General features: G+C 50.3%; 23 protein-coding genes, 1 tRNA gene and 3 pseudogenes. 11 read left to right on the top strand and 16 right to left on the bottom strand.

The features are described from left to right. Positions 1–13: 13 nt before the first annotated feature. Both AC5JO6_RS18910 and AC5JO6_RS18905 read right to left on the bottom strand, forming a co-directional pair. Positions 14–265, bottom strand: coding sequence for a hypothetical protein (locus tag AC5JO6_RS18910; protein ID WP_496082610.1), 252 nt, complete (start codon positions 263–265; stop codon positions 14–16). Positions 266–270: 5 nt separating this feature from the next. Beyond that, positions 271–1167, bottom strand: a complete 897-nt coding sequence (locus tag AC5JO6_RS18905) for an NmrA family NAD(P)-binding protein (RefSeq protein ID WP_496082609.1) — start codon at positions 1165–1167, stop codon at positions 271–273. Positions 1168–1276: 109 nt separating this feature from the next. On the opposite strand from AC5JO6_RS18905, the gene AC5JO6_RS18900 reads away from it, so the two are divergent. Both AC5JO6_RS18900 and AC5JO6_RS18895 read left to right on the top strand, forming a co-directional pair. Next, entirely contained in the window at positions 1277–2203 is a 927-nt protein-coding gene (locus AC5JO6_RS18900) for an AraC family transcriptional regulator (protein ID WP_496082608.1), read from the top strand. A gap of 6 nt (positions 2204–2209) precedes the next feature. Continuing rightward, positions 2210–2362 carry a hypothetical protein gene (locus AC5JO6_RS18895; RefSeq protein WP_496082607.1) on the top strand — a complete coding sequence of 51 codons (153 nt, stop codon included), beginning with the start codon at positions 2210–2212 and terminating at the stop codon, positions 2360–2362. On the opposite strand, the gene AC5JO6_RS18890 is transcribed toward AC5JO6_RS18895, so the two are convergent. The 4 genes and pseudogenes from AC5JO6_RS18890 to AC5JO6_RS18875 all read right to left on the bottom strand — a co-directional run bounded on the left by AC5JO6_RS18890 (position 2348) and on the right by AC5JO6_RS18875 (position 3686). Next, complete coding sequence (locus AC5JO6_RS18890) at positions 2348–2626, bottom strand: hypothetical protein (protein ID WP_496082606.1); 279 nt, start codon at positions 2624–2626, stop codon at positions 2348–2350. The genes AC5JO6_RS18895 and AC5JO6_RS18890 overlap by 15 nt on opposite strands. Beyond that, positions 2568–2786: pseudogene (locus AC5JO6_RS18885) on the bottom strand (GFA family protein); the annotation flags it as partial. The gene AC5JO6_RS18890 and the pseudogene AC5JO6_RS18885, both read right to left, overlap by 59 nt. An 81-nt stretch (positions 2787–2867) precedes the next feature. Next, a pseudogene (locus tag AC5JO6_RS18880) lies at positions 2868–2960 on the bottom strand (CGNR zinc finger domain-containing protein); the annotation flags it as partial. Between the two features lie 84 nt (positions 2961–3044). Continuing rightward, on the bottom strand, positions 3045–3686 hold the full coding sequence (locus tag AC5JO6_RS18875) for a glutathione S-transferase family protein (RefSeq protein ID WP_496082809.1): 642 nt from the start codon (positions 3684–3686) through the stop codon (positions 3045–3047). A 247-nt stretch (positions 3687–3933) separates the two neighbouring features. On the opposite strand from AC5JO6_RS18875, the gene AC5JO6_RS18870 reads away from it, so the two are divergent. Continuing rightward, positions 3934–4455, top strand: coding sequence for a GNAT family N-acetyltransferase (locus AC5JO6_RS18870; RefSeq protein ID WP_496082808.1), 522 nt, complete (start codon positions 3934–3936; stop codon positions 4453–4455). A 38-nt stretch (positions 4456–4493) separates the two neighbouring features. Here AC5JO6_RS18870 and AC5JO6_RS18865 read toward each other — a convergent pair whose 3' ends face one another. Together AC5JO6_RS18865 and AC5JO6_RS18860 are read right to left on the bottom strand one after the other, a co-directional pair. Then, on the bottom strand, positions 4494–4991 hold the full coding sequence (locus AC5JO6_RS18865) for a hypothetical protein (RefSeq protein WP_496082605.1): 498 nt from the start codon (positions 4989–4991) through the stop codon (positions 4494–4496). A 24-nt stretch (positions 4992–5015) separates the two neighbouring features. Then, complete coding sequence (locus AC5JO6_RS18860) at positions 5016–5462, bottom strand: hypothetical protein (protein WP_496082604.1); 447 nt, start codon at positions 5460–5462, stop codon at positions 5016–5018. Between the two features lie 164 nt (positions 5463–5626). Here AC5JO6_RS18860 and AC5JO6_RS18855 point away from each other — a divergent pair, with 164 nt between their 5' ends. The 4 genes from AC5JO6_RS18855 to AC5JO6_RS18840 all read left to right on the top strand — a co-directional run bounded on the left by AC5JO6_RS18855 (position 5627) and on the right by AC5JO6_RS18840 (position 7820). Further along, positions 5627–6178 (top strand): ISAs1 family transposase, encoded by a 552-nt coding sequence (locus AC5JO6_RS18855; protein ID WP_496082603.1) that lies wholly within the window; start codon positions 5627–5629, stop codon positions 6176–6178. Next, positions 6162–6440: a hypothetical protein gene (locus AC5JO6_RS18850; protein WP_496082602.1), complete on the top strand. Its 279-nt coding sequence runs from the start codon at positions 6162–6164 to the stop codon at positions 6438–6440. Before AC5JO6_RS18855 ends, AC5JO6_RS18850 begins: the two co-directional genes overlap by 17 nt. Positions 6441–6482: 42 nt before the next feature. After that, entirely contained in the window at positions 6483–6704 is a 222-nt protein-coding gene (locus AC5JO6_RS18845; RefSeq protein ID WP_496082601.1) for a hypothetical protein, read from the top strand. Between the two features lie 453 nt (positions 6705–7157). Next, complete coding sequence (locus AC5JO6_RS18840) at positions 7158–7820, top strand: hypothetical protein (RefSeq protein WP_496082600.1); 663 nt, start codon at positions 7158–7160, stop codon at positions 7818–7820. 409 nt (positions 7821–8229) lie between these two features. Here the strand turns inward: AC5JO6_RS18840 and AC5JO6_RS18835 are convergent. From AC5JO6_RS18835 to AC5JO6_RS18815, 5 genes are all read right to left on the bottom strand, one after another. Further along, positions 8230–8303, bottom strand: a tRNA-Met gene (locus tag AC5JO6_RS18835). Positions 8304–8605: 302 nt separating this feature from the next. Continuing rightward, entirely contained in the window at positions 8606–10597 is a 1992-nt protein-coding gene (locus AC5JO6_RS18830; RefSeq protein WP_496082599.1) for a peptidoglycan DD-metalloendopeptidase family protein, read from the bottom strand. Between the two features lie 974 nt (positions 10598–11571). Then, positions 11572–12030, bottom strand: a complete 459-nt coding sequence (locus tag AC5JO6_RS18825) for a tRNA (cytidine(34)-2'-O)-methyltransferase (RefSeq protein WP_496082598.1) — start codon at positions 12028–12030, stop codon at positions 11572–11574. A 349-nt stretch (positions 12031–12379) separates the two neighbouring features. Beyond that, complete coding sequence (gshA, locus tag AC5JO6_RS18820; RefSeq protein ID WP_496082597.1) at positions 12380–13531, bottom strand: glutamate--cysteine ligase; 1152 nt, start codon at positions 13529–13531, stop codon at positions 12380–12382. 59 nt (positions 13532–13590) lie between these two features. Beyond that, complete coding sequence (locus tag AC5JO6_RS18815) at positions 13591–13758, bottom strand: hypothetical protein (RefSeq protein ID WP_496082596.1); 168 nt, start codon at positions 13756–13758, stop codon at positions 13591–13593. 528 nt (positions 13759–14286) lie between these two features. Here AC5JO6_RS18815 and AC5JO6_RS18810 point away from each other — a divergent pair. The 4 genes from AC5JO6_RS18810 (at position 14287) to AC5JO6_RS18795 (ending at position 18723) form a co-directional block, all read left to right on the top strand. Beyond that, positions 14287–15633: an ammonium transporter gene (locus AC5JO6_RS18810; protein ID WP_496082807.1), complete on the top strand. Its 1347-nt coding sequence runs from the start codon at positions 14287–14289 to the stop codon at positions 15631–15633. 144 nt (positions 15634–15777) lie between these two features. After that, positions 15778–16566 carry a GDSL-type esterase/lipase family protein gene (locus AC5JO6_RS18805; protein WP_496082595.1) on the top strand — a complete coding sequence of 263 codons (789 nt, stop codon included), beginning with the start codon at positions 15778–15780 and terminating at the stop codon, positions 16564–16566. A gap of 68 nt (positions 16567–16634) precedes the next feature. After that, positions 16635–18164, top strand: coding sequence for a SagB/ThcOx family dehydrogenase (locus tag AC5JO6_RS18800; RefSeq protein WP_496082594.1), 1530 nt, complete (start codon positions 16635–16637; stop codon positions 18162–18164). Positions 18165–18270: 106 nt separating this feature from the next. After that, positions 18271–18723 (top strand): Spy/CpxP family protein refolding chaperone, encoded by a 453-nt coding sequence (locus tag AC5JO6_RS18795; protein WP_496082593.1) that lies wholly within the window; start codon positions 18271–18273, stop codon positions 18721–18723. A 190-nt stretch (positions 18724–18913) separates the two neighbouring features. Here AC5JO6_RS18795 and moeB read toward each other — a convergent pair whose 3' ends face one another. The 3 genes and pseudogenes from moeB to AC5JO6_RS18780 all read right to left on the bottom strand — a co-directional run. After that, positions 18914–20089 carry a molybdopterin-synthase adenylyltransferase MoeB gene (gene moeB / locus AC5JO6_RS18790; RefSeq protein ID WP_496082592.1) on the bottom strand — a complete coding sequence of 392 codons (1176 nt, stop codon included), beginning with the start codon at positions 20087–20089 and terminating at the stop codon, positions 18914–18916. Positions 20090–20232: 143 nt separating this feature from the next. After that, positions 20233–20703 carry a M67 family metallopeptidase gene (locus AC5JO6_RS18785; RefSeq protein WP_496082591.1) on the bottom strand — a complete coding sequence of 157 codons (471 nt, stop codon included), beginning with the start codon at positions 20701–20703 and terminating at the stop codon, positions 20233–20235. 77 nt (positions 20704–20780) lie between these two features. Next, positions 20781–21103 (bottom strand): annotated as a pseudogene (locus AC5JO6_RS18780) (hypothetical protein); the annotation flags it as partial.

The following is a 21103-nucleotide window of genomic DNA, read 5'->3' as shown; positions in this document are numbered from 1 at the left end:
GGGTTCCTTGTGTTCAGATTGCATGATTCATCCTGTAACTCCAACTGCGCCCATTATAAACTAGACCAGGCAAAGCCCCCATCTTTAGTCCAGCAGTAGATTCCAGTAGCGATCGCCCACAACGGCAGGGTAAAGTTTCTGGCATCCATCGTTTGAGTTCACTCAATCGCTTTTTCTCATCTGGCGGCGAATTAACGCCTGTAAAGGGAGCGATCGCACTGGAATGATGATGTGCGGGAACGCGATCGCTCCGACTCAATTTCAATCTGCCTATGCCGGAGTAAGTTGGTTCAACTGGGGCAATAGTTGTTTCCGCACAAATTGATCAAGTGTTGTAGGTGTTGCCGTTTGGGATGTGCGCGGTTCAGCAGGCGTGTATGCCGGATTGCTCAAACCCTGCCACATCTCGACATAATCTGCTGCAACACTCTCACTTGCCCCCATTTGCAGCAAACTGTCGCGAAACTGCTCAGAGGTAATCGGCACATGGACGATCGATTGTCCCAACTCCTGACTCAAAATCGCTGCTGCTTCGTCAAAGCTCAAATCGGTTGGACCATGCAATCCCAGTACAGACTGTCCACTCCAATTGTGTTGCAGTAGCAATTCTGCTGCCACGGTTGCAATATCCTGAGTCGCAATCATGGCAAGACGGCGATCGCCTGCAATCGGCAAAAACACGCTATTTGCCGTGCGAATGGGTTCCAGTTGCATCAGATAGTTTTCCATAAAAAAGCCCGGTCGCAAGTGGATAATGTTTTGTGCAACAACGTTTAACCGTTGCTCAACCTCATACAACCCAGAAATGGGACCCATCCCCTGCGGTAAATGAGCACCGTTACTGGAAAGATTAACCACATAGGGAATTTGATTCGCTGCGATCGCCGCCGCTGCAACATTGCCGACATGCTGCTGATAGGCTCGAAAATTTGCAGCACCAAAGTTATACGGTACAACCCAGTACAGAGCATCTGCACCTTGGGTTGCATCCGTGACAAACTGGGTATCCTCCAGTGAACCCTGGCGGACGATAGCCTTCTGACGAATAACAGGATGTAGTTTTTCAGGATTTCTGACCAACACTGTGACGTTTACCCCAGCTTCAACTAACTGCTGGGCAATCCGTCCACCCGTATTTCCAGTCGCTCCAGTAATAGCGATCGTCATACAAAAACTCCAAAAACTCAACTTTCCTCTGTTATAAATGGGTTGAGCTAGACTTAGAATAATAGAAAAGCCAGTATTCCTATCCAATCGTCCAAATCTTTTCAAGCAGATGGATGCTCTGACCGAAATTCTTAAATCTGTCAAACTACACAGCACCGTTCATTGTCGCTCCGAATTCTCTGCCCCCTGGGGGGTGCAGATGGAGGCAATGGCAGATGCTTCCTTTCATGTGGTGATGCGCGGTCACTGCTGGCTGGAAGTGGCAGGGGTAGACGAACAGATTCCGCTGGTGGAGGGTGATCTGGTGGTACTACCAACAGGCGTTGCCCATGCGTTGCGCGATCGCCCCGATCGCCCCGTCGTCACCCTGGGAGAACTACTATCTCATCGCCCCTGTCAGGGACAATTGACGCTCAACTACGGTGGCGGTGGAACTGGAACAACGGTTTTGTGCGGTAAAGCCAGTTTTGAAAATCGTGAGATCAATCCCTTACTCGCTGCCCTGCCGCCACTCTTGCTGATTAAAGGAGAAGCAGGACGAGCAGTAGAGTGGCTAGATTCCACACTGCAATTCATCGCCTGCGAAACGGCATCAAACCGTCCGGGGGCAGAAATGATGATTACGTATCTGTCGAATATTGTGTTTATTCAGGCGATACGAGCTTATCTCAGTAGCTTAAAGCCGGATGATAGCAGTTGGTTACGCGGATTGATTGACCCACAGATCAGCATTGCTCTGGCACTGATCCACCATCAACCTGAAGCCAACTGGACGGTCGAAAATCTGGCAAAACGAGTGAATCTGTCCCGTTCTGGATTTGCCGCCCGCTTCAAGTGGTTAATGGGAGAAGCACCGCTGCAATATGTCACTCGTTGGCGGATGGTACGGGCGGTTGAGTTGTTGCGATCGCACAATTTGACGGTGGGAGAGGTTGCTGAACGAGTCGGATATGAATCTGAGACGGCATTTAGCAAAGCCTTTAAGCGTCAGATGGGGGAGCCACCCAATCAGTATCGCAAGCGATCTGTGGTGTGATGATCATTGACTGACACGCCAGAAACAGCAGAGGAGGAAGCTGTGCGATCGCTCATGCAGCTTGGCAAACCTCTTTTGGACACGTTCCTGATTCAAACACAGCAGGTCGCTGCTAAGCTAAATGCGTCAGATCAAAGTAACACTCTACTGATTGTATGATTCGTCCGTGCGCGGCAAATTAGCCGCCTGTTCATCCAAAGAGCGACGATACTGGATGCACCCTTCAAGGAATTTTGACCACTCTGGAACCACAGGAAGCGGATCGGTCTTTTCTGGTAAAAGTCCCCAGAGATCAGGATGATGCCAACACAGGTCATGACTCGATGTGTCCCGATGTTGGCGAATGCCATTTCTGAGCCTTTTAACTTGACCATTCGGACGATCGCCATGTAGCGGGCTTGCCTCCTGTTCCCGTCCATTCAACCTGATCTTGCGAAAACTCAACCCACATTTGCGTCAGCGACCCCGAATGCCGCTGGCATTGCCGACAGGAGCAAGTATGGGGTTTGAGCGCAGGACCCGTTGCCACGAAGCGAATGTTTCCACATAAACAGCCCCCTTCATAAATTTTGGGTTTTGCCATCGCAGATACTCAGGATAGTTCTTGTTATGGATTCTTTATAGCAGTGGCACAAGCATCAGAGTAGGGCAGTAGCGATAACTGCTATGTTTTACGTTTGCGGTCATAGTGTCGATTCGCTTTGGCACGATTGCCGCAATCTTCCATATCACACCAGCATCGACTGCGATCGCGGCTGTTTCGCCAATCACTCGTCTGCAATCGAGTCACGAGTAAGGATTTCAGCTAGGTTATGAGTGGTTTTTAGACGCAAAGTAATGACTACTTGCCAGTGAAAACTGCCAACTGAGCCTCGAAAGCACGTTTAAAGGCTGGTCGTGCTTCGCCGCGAGCGACATAGGTTGTGAGGTTTGGATAGCCGTCCAGAATACCCGATCCGCCTAACCTGCGTAGCACCTGCACCATTAGCAGATCGCCAGCACTGAACACTCCATTGAGCCACTCGCGATCGCCAAGCCGAGCGGAGAGGTCATCCAGGCGGTTGCGGATGCGATCCTCGACGATCAACAGGCGCTCCTCGTGCCAGACCTTGTCGCGCTCCAAATACATAGAGATTTCGCGTTGAACGATCACAGGCTCGACTGTGGAGAGCGCAGCAAATATCCAGGTAATCGCGCGTGCCCGATTGATCGCATCATTCGGCAGCAGTCCCGCATGGTGCTCCGCGATATGAAACACGATCGCCCCCGACTCGAACAAGATGAGATCGCCTTCTTCATAGGTTGGTATTTGCCCAAAAGGTTGAAGCGCACGATGAGTCGCTTCCTTCATCGCGCCGAATGAAACAAGACGAACGTGATAAGGTTGTCCCACTTCCTCCAGTGCCCAGCGCACGGGCATGTCACGCGCCAATCCCTGCCCGCGATCGGGCGACTGTTCAAAGGCAGTGATGGTTGGGATCATTGGAGAACTCCAGTTACGCATTTTGCTGCTCTCTTATAAATTATGTGATTACTTTCGTTAGTCGAATGGCGCAACACAAAATCGACAACCCCCAGGATTTTCACCACAACACTGCCAGTCCCCTTAAATTCGCCAATTCTGGGGGACTTTGACAACTTCTCTAAATCCTCGCAACCTGGGAAATGACGATCGTTATCAGGCACTCTAGCAAAGCCACTCAACTAATCACTGGATGTAAAAGGCGATGATGCCACAACCCCCGATCGCAATTTCTTTCAGACCCTTAGTTGTATCTGATCTTGCAACGCTGCACGAGTGGCTGCACCGTCCCCATGTCTCAGAATGGTGGGGCGATCCTGGAACACCCGAACAGGTAGAGCAGGACTATTTACCGCTGACGAAGAAGGAATCAACCACACGCGGCTATATCGCTTTACTGGAAAACGAACCGATCGGCTTTATTCAGTCCTATGTTGTCATGGGATCGGGGGATGGCTGGTGGAAGCAGGAAACCGATCCGGGGGCGCGAGGAATTGACCAGTTTCTAGCCAATGCAGAGCAGTTGGGTCAAGGATTGGGCAAGGCGATGATTCAAGCCTTTATGGATTGGCTGTTTCAAGACTCCACCATAACAAAGATACAGACTGACCCTGCACCAGAGAACGATCGGGCGATTCGCTGCTATCGACAAGTTGGCTTTGTCGAGATTGGTGCGGTCATCACGCCCGATGGTCCTGCACTACTGATGGTGAAGGAGCGATCGCGATGACAATTCTGATTCAGGTTTTGTACAACCATCAAATAAGGTCAAGTTTTCTGATAGATCAAAAGCACCTTGTTGAGATATAACTCATCCGTGACAACCGACATCGTTCGTACTAGCTGATTACTAATGATCTCAATCCTGTCACAAATGATAGTGTCGCCATCGTCGTATCGCACTCGAACCTCTCGAATCGTATCTTCTGGAGTTGCCCAGGAGATTGGCTCCTCTAAGTGCAGATACATCAAATTTTCTTCTGTTTTGAGAATACCGCTAAACGGGGTAACGGCTTCATCCAGAACACCCTCGCGATCGTACCAGGGCAGGTTCAGTAACCCTGTTTTTTCCTCGGTAAAGGTGCCATCAGCATGGATAGTGAGCTTCAATCCTGAGACTGGTTCTGCCTCATCGATTAAGTCATAAGCTGTGCTATACAGCCATTCATCGATCTGGTCTGCCGCTGGCAAACCCTCCAGATCAACCTCATCGTCGATTGCCGTCGCTGCTGTCAGCAACCAAACTCCAACGGGTGGTATTTCCATAAAACTCCCTAAAGCTTAGACCATTTACTCTGTAATAAATCGCTGATCATTAAAGCGGTAGCGTTCCACCCGGATTTGCTTATTCTGTTCACGACGAATCTCGATCGTTTGACCAAAGCGGGGTAGTTCAATCTCAAGTTGATCCAGGTTTGGGTCAGGGGTGAGATTGGTTGGTAGAACAGTACTTGTCACAGACCGCCAGTTCTGGTCTGGGTCAAGCATATTGAGTTGATCAGCCCCGGCACAGGCGTAACTTAAAGCAACCAGGGGACTGGCAGCGGGACGCGAGAAAATAGCAACGGTCAGAGTTGAACAGGTATCGCCCCCTTGAACGATTCGTAAATAACCATTTTGAGGATCGTAGAGGCTATTTTGCTGTCCTTGTTTCGACTGTTCCAGGAGTTGCTGACGATCGCGTGTGCCATTAGGACCTGCTTGGCTCAATTGAAGATACTCCGCTGGGATTGCCAAGAAGTAGTCTGCAACTGTTTTGCGCTGCCCTACCTGGTTACTCTTTGAAGTGGGAGGTGAGTTTGGAGTGACCTGTTCTGCTGGTTCTACCAGGGAGGCAGGGCTGATCTATCAGCAGGAGAAAATAGAGAATAGAAAGGTTGTTTCTCAGCATCAGTGGTCGCATGAGCCTCCTTGAGCACCTGCAAACGATTCGGGATCTCCGGACGCAACCTGAGTACCCGTTGTGGGTAGTATTGCTGCTTGTAGTGATGGGCACTATGAGTGGTTGCACGGGTTACCGCCCTCTCGCCGACTTTGTGGCTCGCCATCAAACGGAGTTGTTGTCGCTATTGTCCTTGCCGCAGCACCGCCTGCCGAGCTTATCGACCCTGCGTCGCATCATGGTGCGGGTCAATTTTGAGTCGTTCACGCAAGCGTTTAACGCTTGGGCGTACGAGCAGTTTGTGCCGACACCCGGCGAGCAACTGGCAACCGATGGTAAAAGCATCAAAGCGAGTGTGCGCGACTATGACCAGTCATATCAAGATTTTGTCAGTGTGGTGTCGGCGTTCAGTGTCGCTCAAGGAGTCGTGGTGGGCTTAGAGACGATGCGCCACCAGCAGACCAGTGAGATTAAGACGGTTGAAGTGTTGCTCGAAACGCTGCAACTCAAGGGTGTGTGCTTTAGTCTCGATGCCTTGCACACCCAAAAAAACAGTGGCGCAAATTATTGACAGTGGCAATGACTATCTGATTACCGTCAAAGGCAATCAACCAAAGCTCTTTGAGCAGTTGCAAGCTCAGTTTGAGCAGGTCCCAGCCCTCAGTGTCGACAGGCAAATGGCACAGACGCGTGACCGACAAACGCAACGCACGGTCAGGGTCTTAGACTGTGTTGGCACCCTTGCGCCGCAGTGGGTCGGTGTGCAACGAATCATTCGCATGGAACGGGTGGGCACCAGAGCGAACCAACCCTTCAGCGAAACGATGTTCTAGATCAGTTCGCTCACGCTGGATGCCGCAGGCTTTGCTCAACACATGCGGCAACATTGGCACATTGAAAATCGCCTCCATTGGGTCAAAGATGTGGTCTTGAAAGAGGATCTCGCGCCTTTGTGTGATGGCAATGCCCCAGTGAATTTCGCCCTTGTCCGCACGATGGCGCTCAATCTCTTTCGGCAGCATGGCTTTGACTCCATCACCCAGGGCTTACGTCGGCTCGCCCATGACATCCCGACGCTTTTTTCCTTTTTTCAATAGATCAGCCCTGCTCCCAAAAGGAGGAGGTGGAAGATGGGAGTGAGCAAGGTTGAAGGGGGCACTCTCTGGGATCAAGAGTAAAACTGTAAATCGCTTTCCTCAAATTGAGCCGATAGGTACGACTTAGTTTTGAGAGAGCTTGATGAAGCCAAAGATTGATTTGCATTTGGTTCAACCCCAAGCAGTGAATTGGCTCTATGGCAGCCAGTTTTACACCTCTATGCCACAAGTCAATGGCAATTGCATGAGTTGTAGATGATTTAATTGCACGGTAGCAATAGACTACAGCAGTAGTTTCTTGCTCATAATGGGTGAGCTGAGAGTTTACAGCTTCCATAAATAGCTATCACAAATTTACTTGAAGAAGTTATTGCTTAGAGATTGATGCAGCAGCCTAATTCCTTACCGCAGGTTCGGTTAGTTCGTTTAATTCAACCTAGCCAGGTTCAGTTCATGCCCGAAATAAGTCGGCAAAGGAGGTTGGAGGAATTTAAGGCGTTTCTTGATGGTATTACAGCCGACGGACTAGATGAACATGAACTGGATCTTTTCCTAGCATGGAGCGGTCTTCCTTGGTATGCCGTTCAACTGCCTCAAGCGAAGCAGTTTGCAGAATATGTTGTCCAAGCTGTAAAGCAGTACAAACAATTTGTGGAGACTGCTTCTCAACGAGAAAAACAGGCATCTGAAGTGGTATCTTCTTCAGAAATTACTTCCCTAACTTCAAGTCTCGAAGCTTCTTACCAAGTCCTAGAATCGGGAGACTCCCAGCCTAACTTTGATGAGCAAGGAACTGTTCTGATAAAGGAACTTATACTTCAGTTGCAAAAGGCTCTAATACAGGCAGAACGCTGGCAAAGAAACGTTGAAGCGAGTAATGACAAAGTTTTGTTTGGAGAACTACATTCTTACCGTAAGGACGGTAAGGTGAGATGGAATTACTACCCTAATGAAGCAGGCGACAATCCAAAGCGGAAAGATAAGCGGCGCTACGTTCGTCAGAAAGAGGTTGAGATATATCGCAGGGCAATCCTACTGGGGAAGAAACTAAAGCAAATCCAAGCCTTGAAGCAAAAATTACCTACCCTATTGGATAAGCTGCGATCGCTGTTGTAAAACTTCTGGTTTTTCTACTTCTTTGAGGAAAAGATTCGAGTCTAAGTACATCAATCTCTAAGTGAACTCTCAAACTGTACCCTTGGTCGAAATGGTTTCGGATCCAGATCCAAATCGATCTAATCTTATAAGTCTCCTGCTACACAAGAGTTAGAACCATTCTTCAGGCTAAAACTGCCTAAAAACACCCTGCTGAAATCTCTGCTATGAATAGGGTTCAAAATTTAAGGATCGATGTAGAGATCGAAATGGTTTCGGGTCCAGATCCAAATCGATCTCTACACCCGTGACCAGAAAAGCAGCTACTAAGGACTCACAGACCGAGACCTTGGGTCGCACCCCGATTCCTTGGGAAAAAAGGCAAACTCCAGAATCGAGCTTCATTTTGGAGTTTCAATTTCTGAAAACATGGCTCAGGCGGGATTTGAACCTGCGACCTTGGGCTTATGAGTCCCCTGCTCTAACCAACTGAGCTACTGAGCCTTATAAATAGCTTTAACACGATAGCACGATCAAACGATTGAGAGCTACATCTGCTTTCTCCTGACGTAAATCATTGACGCGAAACTTCACGTAATAAAGGTCTGGACTATGAGTGGCATGTCAAAGCTAGATGGCGATGTTTCAAAGTAATCGGGGGGATGCTAAAGCACTGAAGATATGCTTTCAACTAGCTGCCAATTCTGGCGACGTCATAATGTTGGACTGTGTTTTTTGTAGCTAATAGACAAAAAAGGGAGCTAAAAACGCTCCCTGAAACAACAAGCCCTAATCGCTAAAGGTCTCTAAGCCTGCCCTGCGGATAAATGAGCCATGGGGTTGACGGCTCCCTGTCCAGGAAGATGCACTTCAAAGTGAGAGTGAGGACCAGTGCTGTAGCCGGTGCTACCCATATCAGCGATTTGCTGACCCTGAACAACCTCTTGACCTTCACGAACGACGATCCGGCTATTGTGGGCGTACAGCGTCACACTACCGTCTGGATGCCGAATTTCGACCATGTTTCCATAACCACCAGAATTCCAGCCTGCGGTAATGACAACGCCAGTCGCAGCAGCAAATACGGGTGTGCCCACTGGAGCAGCAATGTCGATACCTTTATGCATCCGTCCCCAGCGCCATCCAAAGCCTGAGGTGAGAACACCTTTAGCGGGCCAGATATAGCCGTTAAACTTACCCGCATTGCCTGGTAAATAGGCATCAACTGAGCCTAGCGGCGGCAGATCTGGAGAAACCATTTTCCCTACAGAGGACGGGATTAGCGGCTCGTAGTTCTGAGAGCCGATCGATGCCGTTGCGACCAGTTGCGGTTTTACTTGGGCTGGTGCAGGTGCCAAATCTGCTGCTGCTGACTGCATTTCAGCCCGTTTATCTTGCTGACGGCTAGCCTGTAGATGCCGGATTTGAGCCTGTAACGCTTTTGTGTAACGGGTTGGCTCAAGCTCTTTTCTAACCGTGTCTGAAGATAGCGCACTATTTACTGGTGCTGCTACATTGAGCGGCATAGCGGCAACCTTAGCAGTGGGTGTCGTCATTGGCTGAACTTGGCTGGCTTGATCCTGATACTTCTCCCGAAGTTTAACAATCTCAAGCCGAAGGTTCTCGATGTAACTGTAGCGTGCACTCGAACTTATCTGCTCTGTCTGAGCTGGCTGATTGCCTACGAAAGACGCAGTCGCAACTTCAGTGCTACCACCGATCGCAATTGGAGCAACCGACGATTTAGTCAGAGAAACAGTTGGCAGTGCCTGATCAGCAGGTTCTTGGCTTAGCTGGCTTGGTAAAACAGCAATGCTACGAGACTTGACTGCGGCTGCTGGCAAACTAACTCGACCAGGATCGGCTGAGGCAATCATTACAGGCACTTCGACAGAGGTTGCTAGCGATGGTTCAGCACTGGCTTGAGGAATCACCAACACTTGATTGACACTCAAGACATTCGGGTTACTCAGCCTGTTTGCTATCGTCAGCTGCCGTAAAGAAACATTGTGAATTCTGGCGATCGCTTCTAATGTATCTCCCCGCACAACCCGGTAGGACATTTCAGCTTCAGTCACACTACTGCTAGTTGTAGATTCAGGTACAACTTGTACGGCAGTGGTGGAAGTATTGCCTTGATGAGAAGCTTTAAGCTGTGCAAGGCTCAGCCGGAGGTACTCTTGCTTTTGCTTCAGGGCATTTAGCGCATCACCATACTGAGCTTGCGAAACAGCTTTCTGATTGCTGCTTGAAACTCCTGCACCTTCAACCAAACCATAGTATTCAGGACTATTGCTAGTTGAGGAAGCTGTCGCCTTCACTGTTGCCGTAACTTGGCTGTCGGTCGGAATTTTTAACACCTGACCAACGTGTAACACTGCGGCTGTAGAAATGCCGTTATCCAAAGCGACTGTCTTAGCGTCAACTCTGTAAAGCTGGGCGAGCTGCCAGAGTGTCTGCCCTTCTTGCACAACGTGTTCAAGAACCTCTAAGGAGGAAGAACCTTGCGTTTGCTCGGTTAGCTCGGTGTCGCGGGACACAGCCGCAACGCTAAATTCCGAAAGCACCACATTTGCGGTTGCCTCACCAACTGGTTCCGCTGCGATCGCTTCGTCGGACTGATTGGGCAACAGCAGACCCGGTACGCCTACTGAGATTGCCAAGCCGATCATAGCGGCAGAAGTACGAACCAGATGGTTAACCTCTAGTGGAGTCTGCCTGATTGGACTCTCCATCACACCTTCTTCAGCTTCACAGGAAGGAACAGGCTTAACCTTCTGCGGAAATGTTCGTTCCAAAAAAACGACCTCCTAAAATGTCCAGCGTTTAACTGTCCTTGAGTCATATCAGTCTGCCATCTGTCAATGATAAAAATCACACAATAGAGCGATCTGGATCACTGGCGGCAAACACTTAGGCAAGATTACCCTGCTTTCTCAATTTAGACAAGTTAACACAACCCAAAAATCTGCAATCAGTGTTGAAAAAACCTTTGATTGCTCTCTGCGATCGATCGATCATGTTTTGTAAAGCCGCTCCTGTTAGCCTTTCAAGGGCTGATACGTAAACCTTAGAAAGAATAAATAGCTTCCGAATTAAATCATGCTTACCTGACTTATTACCTGACTTAGTACAGGCTAGGCTCCACGTTTGAGCCAGTGATGAAACAGGCTTGCGTGGAGAATCAGAGTGCTATTCAAGCAATGAGGTTGGGTGATCGTAGCGCGATCGTTTCGTAGACATATTAAGTCGAAGTTGAGCCAACCAACAACCGTAAAGTTGTGTACTTCATCACAATTAGCTATTGCTGCTCTCATCAGCTATCAGTACAACTGTAGTGTCTGCAGCTTGCAAGAAGCGCTGTAGCTATGGCATTTGTTAGTGCTCAACCAAACTAAAATGACTGTATAGGATGCCCACGAAAATGCCTATTTAGTGATAGAAATTTCTTATTGCGTGAATGTACAGGAGTAAGCTATCTAAACCACCGTACGTATGCCGTGAACGTCCTGCATCATTCTTGCTTGTGTGATGCCAAACGATCGAGATTCAATCTATTACTAAATGCTCATATACGCCTTTAGTGTTGCTTATTCCTTGGTAGGGTGTTGATCGGTGTGCCTGCTGCCTTGACTTGGGCAAGCAATGGAGATTGAATCCGTTCGATGAGGTATAAGAGCGGGTTTGCTGGCGCTCTCATGCTAGTGATCGTGCTGCCGAGGCGGACTCAAAAGTTGCGCGATCGCTATGCCTTCGACTACTGGGTGAGCGTTTACAGATACCCTAATTGTCGCTGTGCCTCAAACAAGCCGACAGCAGCACTAACTGAAAGGTTGAGGCTCCGGACATGCTGACTTGCCATGGGAATGTGAACTGTATCATCACAGGCGGCAAGAACGTCAGCGGGTAGACCTAACGTTTCACTACCAAAGAGAAGCCAATCTAGAGGCTGAAAGGCAAATCTACTATAGCTACAGCGTCCAGAAGTGCTAAAGCCGATGCAGCGACCGCCTTGCAACTGCTGGCTCGCTTGAAAGATGTCGAGCGATGCGTGATAGCGCAAGTTGACATGTGGCCAATAATCGAGACCGGCACGTTTGAGGTAACGATCGCTAAGCTCGAAACCAAGCGGTCCAACCAGGTGCAGTTCGGTATTAGTTGCGGCACACGTACGAGCGATATTGCCTGTGTTTGGTGGGATTTGTGGATGAACTAGAACAACTTTGAGCATGTATCTCGGCAATTTTTAAAGCTTTAAGCGGCGTTAGAGTCCAGTAGAACAGCCGCACGATCGATAGGTTTTCCTAATCCTTCTAGCATGAAGCAAACCAGTTCAAGATTCTGCTCGCGCTGAGACATCGTCCGGACGAAAGATTTGTTGAGAAGAGTCATCCCTCTAAGGTAGTCTTCCTCACTGGTAGATGATGAGGCGAACAAATGTATACGCTCTTAAGAGTAAGTGCTCATTAAAAAATGAACAGAGCTAAAAAATAAACTTATGACTTTAAGCTGGGGCACCACAGAGAAGCTTGCCCTCGCCATCAATCGCCGCAAGCTCATGGCTCATCGCTTCGCTGCTCCTAAGCAACAAGGGGCTGACAGAGGTCATCTTGCAGGGTGAACTCGTAGGTGGCTGCCGCTTGAATTGCTTGTTGCATGATGGGCTGTACTCCCAAGCCTTGCTCGTATAGATGAAGCCAGCGCTGTGCTTCATTGCCCTCGCGAAGAATTTTTTTCAACGGTAAGAGAAAGCAGCTAAAGCCCTGCTCTTTCGCGATCGTCCAAGCGTCGTGGTAGAGCTGTTCGATCCATTCTCTTGCCACGATCGTGCTCCCATCTTTCCAGTGGCGTAGTTCAGCATCCAGGCTTTGACGAGCGACGGCGCTTTCGTTGGCATCGGCAAGGGTAGCCAGATCGTGCGATCGCGTTGCGGCTGGCAGGCGACTGCTTTGCAGCGGATCGAGCGTCGGGTCGTTGATCAGTTGCATCAGTCGAGCTTCTAGCAGCGCTGTGATGGCGAGCAACGCGATCGGATCGATCACCAGATCGCAAATTCTCAGTTCCAGTCGGTTGAGGTTGTAAGGGCGGCGATCGCCGTTGGGTCTAACAGCCGACCAGAGGTGACGTACGTTTTGCATGGTACCTGCTGCTAACTGCTGCTCCGTCCATTGAATGAAATGAGCATGACTTTCAAACAGCGGTACGTGAGCAGGGGTTTTTGGAAACATGCCCCAGCGGGTCGAGTGATACCCCGTCACTTCACCACCTAGAAAGGGGGAAGAGGCACTTAACGCCAGATAAAGCGGTGCTTCGACCCGAATCAAGCGACAGGCTCGCATCAGCAACTCTGGGTCACTAATGCCAACGTTGATGTGAATGCTGGCAGTCACAACGCTGGTGCCATAGGTTTGCTCAATGTAGCTGTGGTAAGGATTGCCTGGATCGGAGCGCCAAAAGCGATCGGTCTTACCCAACGAAAGCGTGCTGCCTGGAATCAGTGTGTAATTTCCTAAGCGTTGTAAATAGTCTCGTAGACGTAGGCGAGGACGCACTAGATCGCACAACAGCCGCTCGTAGCGATAGCAGGGGGGCGTTGTGTACTCTACATTACGGCTATCTGGCTCACGCACAAAACCATCCAATGCCGCCACGATTTTGTCAGAGAGTCCGACAATGTCCCCTTCAGGAGTGCTGGTGTAGATCTCAACTTCAAACCCTTTGGACAGCAGCATATCTTCTCTCCCAGTTGAGCAGTCTTTCTTCAGTATCGGGGAAAAGGTCAACAATGCATCTACTGAAAGCTGGGTGCTACGGGTGAGTGCTTGTGCTTGATGCCGTAGTTGGGGCAGAGGTTTAAGTTGAGCAAGAAAAACCGCTTATCCGATCGAAAATGTTTCAACCGCCTGAGTTTTTCTTGATTCCCTTGCGATCCCGCTCTAGTCCAAGCTTCAGTCTTCATTGGTTCCTCACACCTAGCGCTTGAACACCTGTTCAAAGCCAATATGTTACCTGCTATACAGAATTCACCTTCCTAGAATTGGTGCAATCACTCCTAAGAGTTCATCCCTCAAATGGGGTAATCTGCGATTCAATTGCTTTGCCCAATGCAAACAGCGGCATGGAAAAAGTTCATGAGAGGTAACTAGCCTCCAGTGAATCGAATCATTCCAGCCAAGCTTAACCCTTTTGCTGGGTGACCTTCTGACTTAGCCTGCCCCGTTGAGTCGCCTACTGTTCCTATTGACGTTCTCGCAAGGATTTTTTGGTAAAAATGTCTAAACTAACGCTTCATAAGAGGTCGAAGAATAAGCGTCGGAGTCTTTCTGGTTCTTTTACTCGATCGCTATCCTCGATCTGGCAGGGCTTTGCCAGTCTAGCTGTCGGCGAACCAAGCGAGCAAAGCAAGAAGACTCTACGCAGACTGGTTCTAGCGTTTGGTCTACCTTTAGTGGCAATCACAGTGTTTAACCTGCTGACGGGAGCGCTGATTGACCCTGCGATTGCTCAGGATGCTGCAACGGCTGCCGCTGAGCCACCCAAAATTGACACGGGTGATACAGCCTGGGTGCTGACATCCGCAGCGCTGGTGCTGTTCATGACTCCAGGGCTGGCGTTTTTCTACGGTGGACTGGTGCGATCGCGCAATGTCCTCAACACCATGATGATGAGCTTTGTCGCGATGGCGATCGTGGGCGTGACCTGGATTCTCTGGGGCTACAGCTTGGCGTTCGATGTCACCCTTGCCGAAGGACAAACCTTTGCCCAAGGGATTCAACAGTTCGTTGGTGGGCTGGGTTGGTTGGGCTTAAATGGCGTTGCCTTTGATGCACCTGACCCGATTGGTTATGCAGCAACGATTCCGCACCAGGTTTTCATGGTTTACCAGATGATGTTTGCCATCATTACGGTCGCGCTGGTGTCGGGGGCGATCGTGGAGCGCATCTCGTTCAAAGCGTTTTTCTGGTTTATCGTCCTGTGGTCTACGTTCATTTACTCACCGCTAGCACACATGGTCTGGGGACGCGGTCTTTTGGGTGCGATGGGTGCTTTAGATTTTGCTGGTGGAACGGTTGTTCACATTAGCTCTGGCGTGTCGGCGTTGGTCGCTGCCTGGGTACTCGGTCCTCGTAAAGACTGGATGGCGAAGCCCGTGATTCCTCACAATGTGCCGTTTGTACTGCTGGGTGTTGGCATCCTGTGGTTTGGCTGGTTTGGGTTCAATGGTGGCAGCGCTCTGGGTGCAGGCGGCTTGGCAACAGTAGCCTTTGTCGCAACGACCGTTTCCGCATCGGCAGCCGGTCTAGCATGGCTTGTAGCGGAGTGGTTTTTAAAGGGCAAGCCAACGGCGGTTGGAATTGGTAGCGGCTTTGTGGCTGGTCTGGTTGGCGTTACGCCTGCTGCGGGTTTTGTCACACCCTTGTCTGCGATCGTTATTGGTGCCTTGACGGGTCTTGCCTGCTTCTTTGCGGTCAACCTGAAGGCAAAGTTACAGTTTGATGACTCGTTAGACACCTTTCCTGTGCATGGCGTTGGGGGCACAGTCGGGGCACTATTGACTGGACTTTTTGCCACTAAAACAGTCAACGCGGCTGGTAACAACGGTCTTTTCTACGGCAATCCTGGTCAGCTAGTCACGCAGATTGTTGCCGTCTTGATTGCAGCCGTGATCGCAGCCGTAGGAACCTTTATTATTCTCAAAGTGCTGGGACTCTTCATGGAGTTGCGAGTCAAGCCTGAAGTGGAAGACGAAGGGCTGGATATTTACGAGCACGGCGAAGGCGCTTACGGCGAAGAGTTTGCTGGTGAAGTCACTTTTGCGAAACAAGCGGACTAAAGGTGCTTAAAAGACCCGAAATTGCCATTACAATCTGACTCAAATAACCTTAGATCTGAGCCAGTGTTTAGGCGTTTTGGTTTTCTTCACGGTTGGGTTATTCTGTCGTGCGGCATCAGCGGCTTGCTTCTTGCAGTTGCTCTGATGCTGCATCGGGATAGCCTGACCGCTTTTTCGCAGGTGAATGCATCCACTGTTCAGGCTGTCCCTGCTAAGGCGGCTTCTGTCTCTAAAGTCGGTCAGCGTCGCCAGTTGACGTATGAACAGTGGGTTTCTCTACTTGGGCAAGAGGCAAAAGTCGCTGCCGAGTCTCATCCAAAACAGCTCACGATTTTGGCAGGAGATTCTCTCAGCCTATGGTTTCCGCCAGAACTGTTACCCACAGAAAACGTTTGGCTCAACCAGGGCATTTCAGGTGAAACTTCGATCGGGCTGTTGCGACGGCTCAAGCTCTTTGATCAAACGCAGCCTGATACGGTGTTTGTGATGATTGGCATTAATGATTTGATTCGGGGCAGCAACGGTGAGACGCTCCTGGCAAACTATCGTGAAATTGTGCTTCATCTAAAAGCCGCACATCCTCAAGCTCAGATTGTGGTGCAGTCGATTCTGCCCCATGCGGGTAGTCGCTTATTGCGATCGCCCGTCATTAGCGCTTCCCAAGGCGGCTACTCAGCAGTGCCGTGGGAGTCTCCCCTGGCTTTAGTATCAAATAATGACATTCAAAAACTGAATCAGGCTTTGGCTGCAATCGCGGCAGAGGCGGACGTTGACTATCTAGAGTTGTACCCGTATTTCACCGATTCAAACGGTGACCTGTCTGCCGAGCTTAGTACCGATGGACTGCATCTGAGTGTGAAGGGCTACCAGGTTTGGCGATCGCGGCTTCAAACCTATGCTCAACAGCAAACGGCAAAGCGGCGATCGCGCTGAGTGGATGTAGCGCTTTTGCCTGAGAGAATGTCAAGATTGAGGCTGAGCCGCATTCTTCCGCAACCGTTATGTCGGACATTACCGCATCGATCGCCCAGCACTATCACGAGCGGACAAAATACAACCCCAAGACCATCAACGCGAAACAGCAACCGCTCAACTGGAGCCAGCAGCCACTGCCCTTCAAAGAGTACAAGATTGGCGGTTCGATTGATTTGAAGCCCTATCTAACCGATGATCCAACGGCATTCGATGACCCGGCTGGACTCTGGTGGCAGCGCCTATCGCGGTTGTTTCTCTGTAGCTATGGGTTAACCGGACGGGTGCCCACCGCCGATCCTCCGCACTACTTACGCTCTGCCCCTTCTGCTGGTGGGCTTTACCCGGCTGAACTTTACCTGATCTCACGTGGCACACCTTTGTTGCCAGCCGGACTCTATAACTATCAGGCGTACACCCATTCCTTGAGGCATTTTTGGGAGAGCGATGTCTGGACAAAGCTACAAACTGCCTGCTACTGGCATCCTGTGTTGGAAAATACACAGATTGCTCTGGTGACAACAGCCGTTTTTCAGCGATCGGCGTGGCGTTATCACGATCGTGCCTACCGCCGGATCTGTCTTGATACAGGGCATTTGCTGGGTAACATCGAGCTGGCGTGTGCACTCACTGACTATCGCCCGCATTTATTGGGTGGCTTTATGGATGAAGCCATGCAGCAACTGCTCTACCTGGATGCAGAGCAAGAAGGGGCGATCGCAATGATGCCCCTCGCCGATTTGCTGGAAGTAAAGCAAAACCTTTCCCTGGTGCGCACTGCTCTCCCTGCAGCAACCCAACGTGACTATCCGCCGATTCCAGACGGACAGATTCTTAGCTACCTGCATCAAGCGACCCAACTTCCTCTCGATACCACTGTAAAGGTGAACTGGAAGCCCGCAGCCACTCAGGCGCAGCGTGTGGATAAATATAACTTTCCTTTTTGTCTCAAAGTTTCCACACTCACTCAGCCGATCGATTGGGGAAACCAACTGGAAAAACTAGAAGCGACGATGCTCCAGCGACGTTCCACCCGTGCCTATAGCGGTGCCGCCCTGACCTTTGAAGAACTAACGGCTCTGCTTGACTTTACCTACCAACCCCAGCACTACATCGATCAAAGCCTGGATGGTTCGCCCGACTATTTCGATCTAAGCCTGGTAGAAACGTTTATCGCTGTCTCCTCAGTGACTGGGCTAGAGGAAGGCTGCTACTACTACGCGCCGAAAACGCAGGAACTCCGCCAAATTCGCTTCAAAAACTTTCGTCAGGAACTGCACTTTCTCTGCCTCGGTCAAGATTTGGGTCGTGATGCTGGAGCCGTCCTCTTTCACACAGCCGATCTCAAGGCAGCGATCGCGGCGTATGGCGATCGCGTGTATCGCTACCTTCACACCGATGCTGGACATTTAGGACAACGCCTTAACCTGGCAGCCATTCAGCTTGGGCTGGGTGTGAGCGGCATCGCTGGCTTTTTTGACGATCAGGTCAATGAAGTGCTTGGCATTCCGATCGATGAAGCCGTTCTCTATATCACAACCCTGGGGCGTTCTGCCTGATGTTCAGTTCGCGTTGAACCTTCCGAAAGTGTAAGTGGTCTAAAGCTACATAACTGATGCTTCAGTTCTCTTCCTTTGAGACCACTTCAAGACACACAACGACTCTATGAACATCAAACGCTTCCTTTTACTACCCGGTGCTCTGGCGATCGCACTCTCCTACGCCGCGCCCATGTTGCCTGTCGCAGCACAAACGCCAACACCTCCTGCTGGACAATATCAAAAACGTGGCGTTAACCTGAACCTGACTGACGACCAAAAAGCACAACTCAAGCAAATTCGTGAATCAACTCGCAGCCAGATTGAGTCCATCCTCACTCCAGAGCAAAAAGCGCAATTAGACGCTGCCAAACAGCAAAGACAGTCAGGACAACGGGGACAAAAAGTACGCGGCATGTGGGCATCGCTTAACCTCACAGCCGACCAAAAAGCCCAAATCAAAACGATTCGTCAGGATGCCAAGCAAAAGATGGATGCTGTGTTGACGGCTGAACAGCGCCAGCAACTAGAGCAAAGTCGGCAACAGCGTCAGCAAAACCGTCAGCAACCCGCTCAATAAGCTCAGGTACTGACTCAAAAAGACGTTATCCAAGAGAAGGAGGGCAAGGAGGCAGACAGTCTTCTGCCCTCCTTCTCTTTTTGTTCGTTGCAGTTTTAGAACAGGTGTGTGGTCTAGGTGCTTTGCACACGCTACGGGAAGGGTATTGAGGGTAACAGCGTTTTTCCGCCTACACCCCACACCCTAATCCCTAATATTCCGGTACTGACGGATCAACTTCTCGGCTCCAGGCTGTGATACCACCTGTGACGTTGATGCCGTCGATGCCTGCCTGTTCTTTCAAGATGCCGATCGCCTTTGCCGATCGACCGCCCATTTTGCAATGCACGACTAACTTGTGCCCGTTCAGTAGCTCCTTCACCTGACCGACACCAGCGCCGTTTTCAATGTCAGGCAGCGGAATCAGCACGGCACCGGGAATTTTCGCAATCTCGTACTCGTGAGGATTGCGAACATCCAGCAGCACGTAGTCATCGGCATCGCTATCCAGCAATGCTTTGAGTTCCTGCACAGTCATTTCTTGCATACCAGCTTGCTCCTTCGCTTCAGCGGCTTTTGCTTGGGGAATCCCACAGAATTCTTCGTAATCAACCAGTTTCTCAATGACGGGACGCACCGGATTGGGACGCAGTTTGAGTTCTCGGAAGCTCATCTCTAGAGCATTGTAGAGTAGCAGGCGACCGCTCAGCGTTGTGCCCTGACCGAGAATGATTTTGACCGTTTCTGTTGCCTGAATCACACCGATGATCCCTGGCAGAATGCCCAGCACACCGCCTTCTGCACAAGAAGGAACGAGTCCAGGTGGGGGTGGTTCGGGATACAGATCGCGGTAGTTGGGACCACCTTCATAGTTGAAGACGGTTGCCTGTCCCTCAAACCGGAAGATGGAGCCGTAAACGTTGGGCTTGTCGAGCAACACGCAGGCATCGTTGACGAGATAGCGCGTGGGGAAGTTGTCGGTGCCATCGACGATGATGTCGTAAGGCTTGAAAAGTTCCAGCGCGTTCTCAGAGGTGAGGCGCGTTTCGTGGAGGTCTACCTGACAGTACGGATTGATTTCCAGAATGCTGGCTTTGGCAGACTCAATTTTGGGTTTGCCGACCCAGGAGGTGCCGTGAATGACCTGGCGTTGCAGATTGGAGAAATCGACGACATCGAAATCAACGATGCCGATGCGTCCGATGCCAGCAGCAGCAAGATACAGCAACAGTGGAGAACCGAGTCCGCCTGTGCCGATGCAAAGGACGCTGGCAGCTTTGAGACGTTTCTGACCGTCTAACCCGACTTCGGGGAGGATGAGGTGGCGCGAGTAGCGTTCGTACTCGGCTTTTTCGAGTTGAATGTCGTTGAGGTTGGGATTGAGCATGGGGAGAAGGGCTAAAGGATGAAGGATGAAGGATGAAGGCTAAAAGAGGATTGAACGTGGGAAGAAAGGCTAAAGGATGTAGCTTGCTTCTGCGAAGCAGTAGGCTAAAGGCTAAAAAGATTGAACTGGATCGCTGATTGGCTTCACATTCGAGCTGTTTCAGCAATTTGGATGGCTTCGGATTCAAACAAATGTTGCTCGTTGAGTGTCCAGCTACGGACATCTTTGGCGATGCCTTGCTCAACGGAGACAATCAGGTAGGAGTACTGTGACCAGGCGATCGCGCGATCGCACTCCGATGGCACCGCCGGGTAGTCGGGATGAGAATGATAGATACCAATAATCTCTAGATTGCGGCGACGTGCCTCGCGCATTCCTGCCAGCATGTCTTCAGGCGCAATCCAGTAGCGACGAGTTTTGGTGAAAGCGGCATTGTCGTTCAGTTGATGTGCAGCGTCGGTATCCCATGCATTAAGCACTTCGTAAACGTCATGCACGACTCGTTTGTCCGCGGCGATCGTGCCCAGCAGCAAACCACAGCACTCTTCGGGATAGGTGCGTTCGGCGTGGGCATGAATTGCCTGCAAGCGATCGGCGGGAAGCGTCAGAGACACGGAGAGATCAGATAGTTTGCGACAGACTTCTTATTCTAGGACAGGAAACGGCTAGATCGATGAGTTGACTGAAATGCTTAAGCAACGGTTGGCTTTGGCTGACGCTGAAGCTGACAGATTGCCTTGAGCGCTTGCAGCCGTTGCAGGGCACGATCGCGCTCCATCAAATGAAGCGTCGGCATCAATTGATCAGTAGGCAATGCCCCTTGCCGCAAATGCACAAACCGATAATCTGTACCGTTGGTCATCAAACCCCAAACCGAATCTTGGTTAATCAAGCTTTGAAACGATCGCACTTTAAGCCTCAACGATCGCATTTCAAACAAGAACGATCGCATTTCAAATAAGAACGATCGCACTTGAAGTAGCAACGATCGCATTTCAAACAAGAACGATCGCA

The organism is Tildeniella sp. (genome assembly GCF_059505325.1).
This window is presented reverse-complemented; position numbering and strand designations above follow the sequence as displayed.

Bases quoted from the DNA above. Each gene is read 5' to 3' on its own strand.
- AC5JO6_RS18870 (WP_496082808.1), top strand. From the start codon at position 3,934: ATGCCACAACCCCCGATCGCAATTTCTTTCAGACCCTTAGTTGTATCT.
- moeB (WP_496082592.1), bottom strand. From the start codon at position 20,089: ATGCTCAATCCCAACCTCAACGACATTCAACTCGAAAAAGCCGAGTAC.
- AC5JO6_RS18865 (WP_496082605.1), bottom strand. From the start codon at position 4,991: ATGGAAATACCACCCGTTGGAGTTTGGTTGCTGACAGCAGCGACGGCA.
- AC5JO6_RS18855 (WP_496082603.1), top strand. From the start codon at position 5,627: ATGAGCCTCCTTGAGCACCTGCAAACGATTCGGGATCTCCGGACGCAA.
- AC5JO6_RS18900 (WP_496082608.1), top strand. From the start codon at position 1,277: ATGGATGCTCTGACCGAAATTCTTAAATCTGTCAAACTACACAGCACC.
- AC5JO6_RS18905 (WP_496082609.1), bottom strand. From the start codon at position 1,167: ATGACGATCGCTATTACTGGAGCGACTGGAAATACGGGTGGACGGATT.
- AC5JO6_RS18815 (WP_496082596.1), bottom strand. From the start codon at position 13,758: ATGAAGACTGAAGCTTGGACTAGAGCGGGATCGCAAGGGAATCAAGAA.
- AC5JO6_RS18805 (WP_496082595.1), top strand. From the start codon at position 15,778: ATGCTGCATCGGGATAGCCTGACCGCTTTTTCGCAGGTGAATGCATCC.
- AC5JO6_RS18800 (WP_496082594.1), top strand. From the start codon at position 16,635: ATGTCGGACATTACCGCATCGATCGCCCAGCACTATCACGAGCGGACA.
- AC5JO6_RS18795 (WP_496082593.1), top strand. From the start codon at position 18,271: ATGAACATCAAACGCTTCCTTTTACTACCCGGTGCTCTGGCGATCGCA.
- AC5JO6_RS18875 (WP_496082809.1), bottom strand. From the start codon at position 3,686: ATGATCCCAACCATCACTGCCTTTGAACAGTCGCCCGATCGCGGGCAG.
- gshA (WP_496082597.1), bottom strand. From the start codon at position 13,531: ATGCTGCTGTCCAAAGGGTTTGAAGTTGAGATCTACACCAGCACTCCT.
- AC5JO6_RS18840 (WP_496082600.1), top strand. From the start codon at position 7,158: ATGCCCGAAATAAGTCGGCAAAGGAGGTTGGAGGAATTTAAGGCGTTT.
- AC5JO6_RS18825 (WP_496082598.1), bottom strand. From the start codon at position 12,030: ATGCTCAAAGTTGTTCTAGTTCATCCACAAATCCCACCAAACACAGGC.
- AC5JO6_RS18845 (WP_496082601.1), top strand. From the start codon at position 6,483: ATGCGGCAACATTGGCACATTGAAAATCGCCTCCATTGGGTCAAAGAT.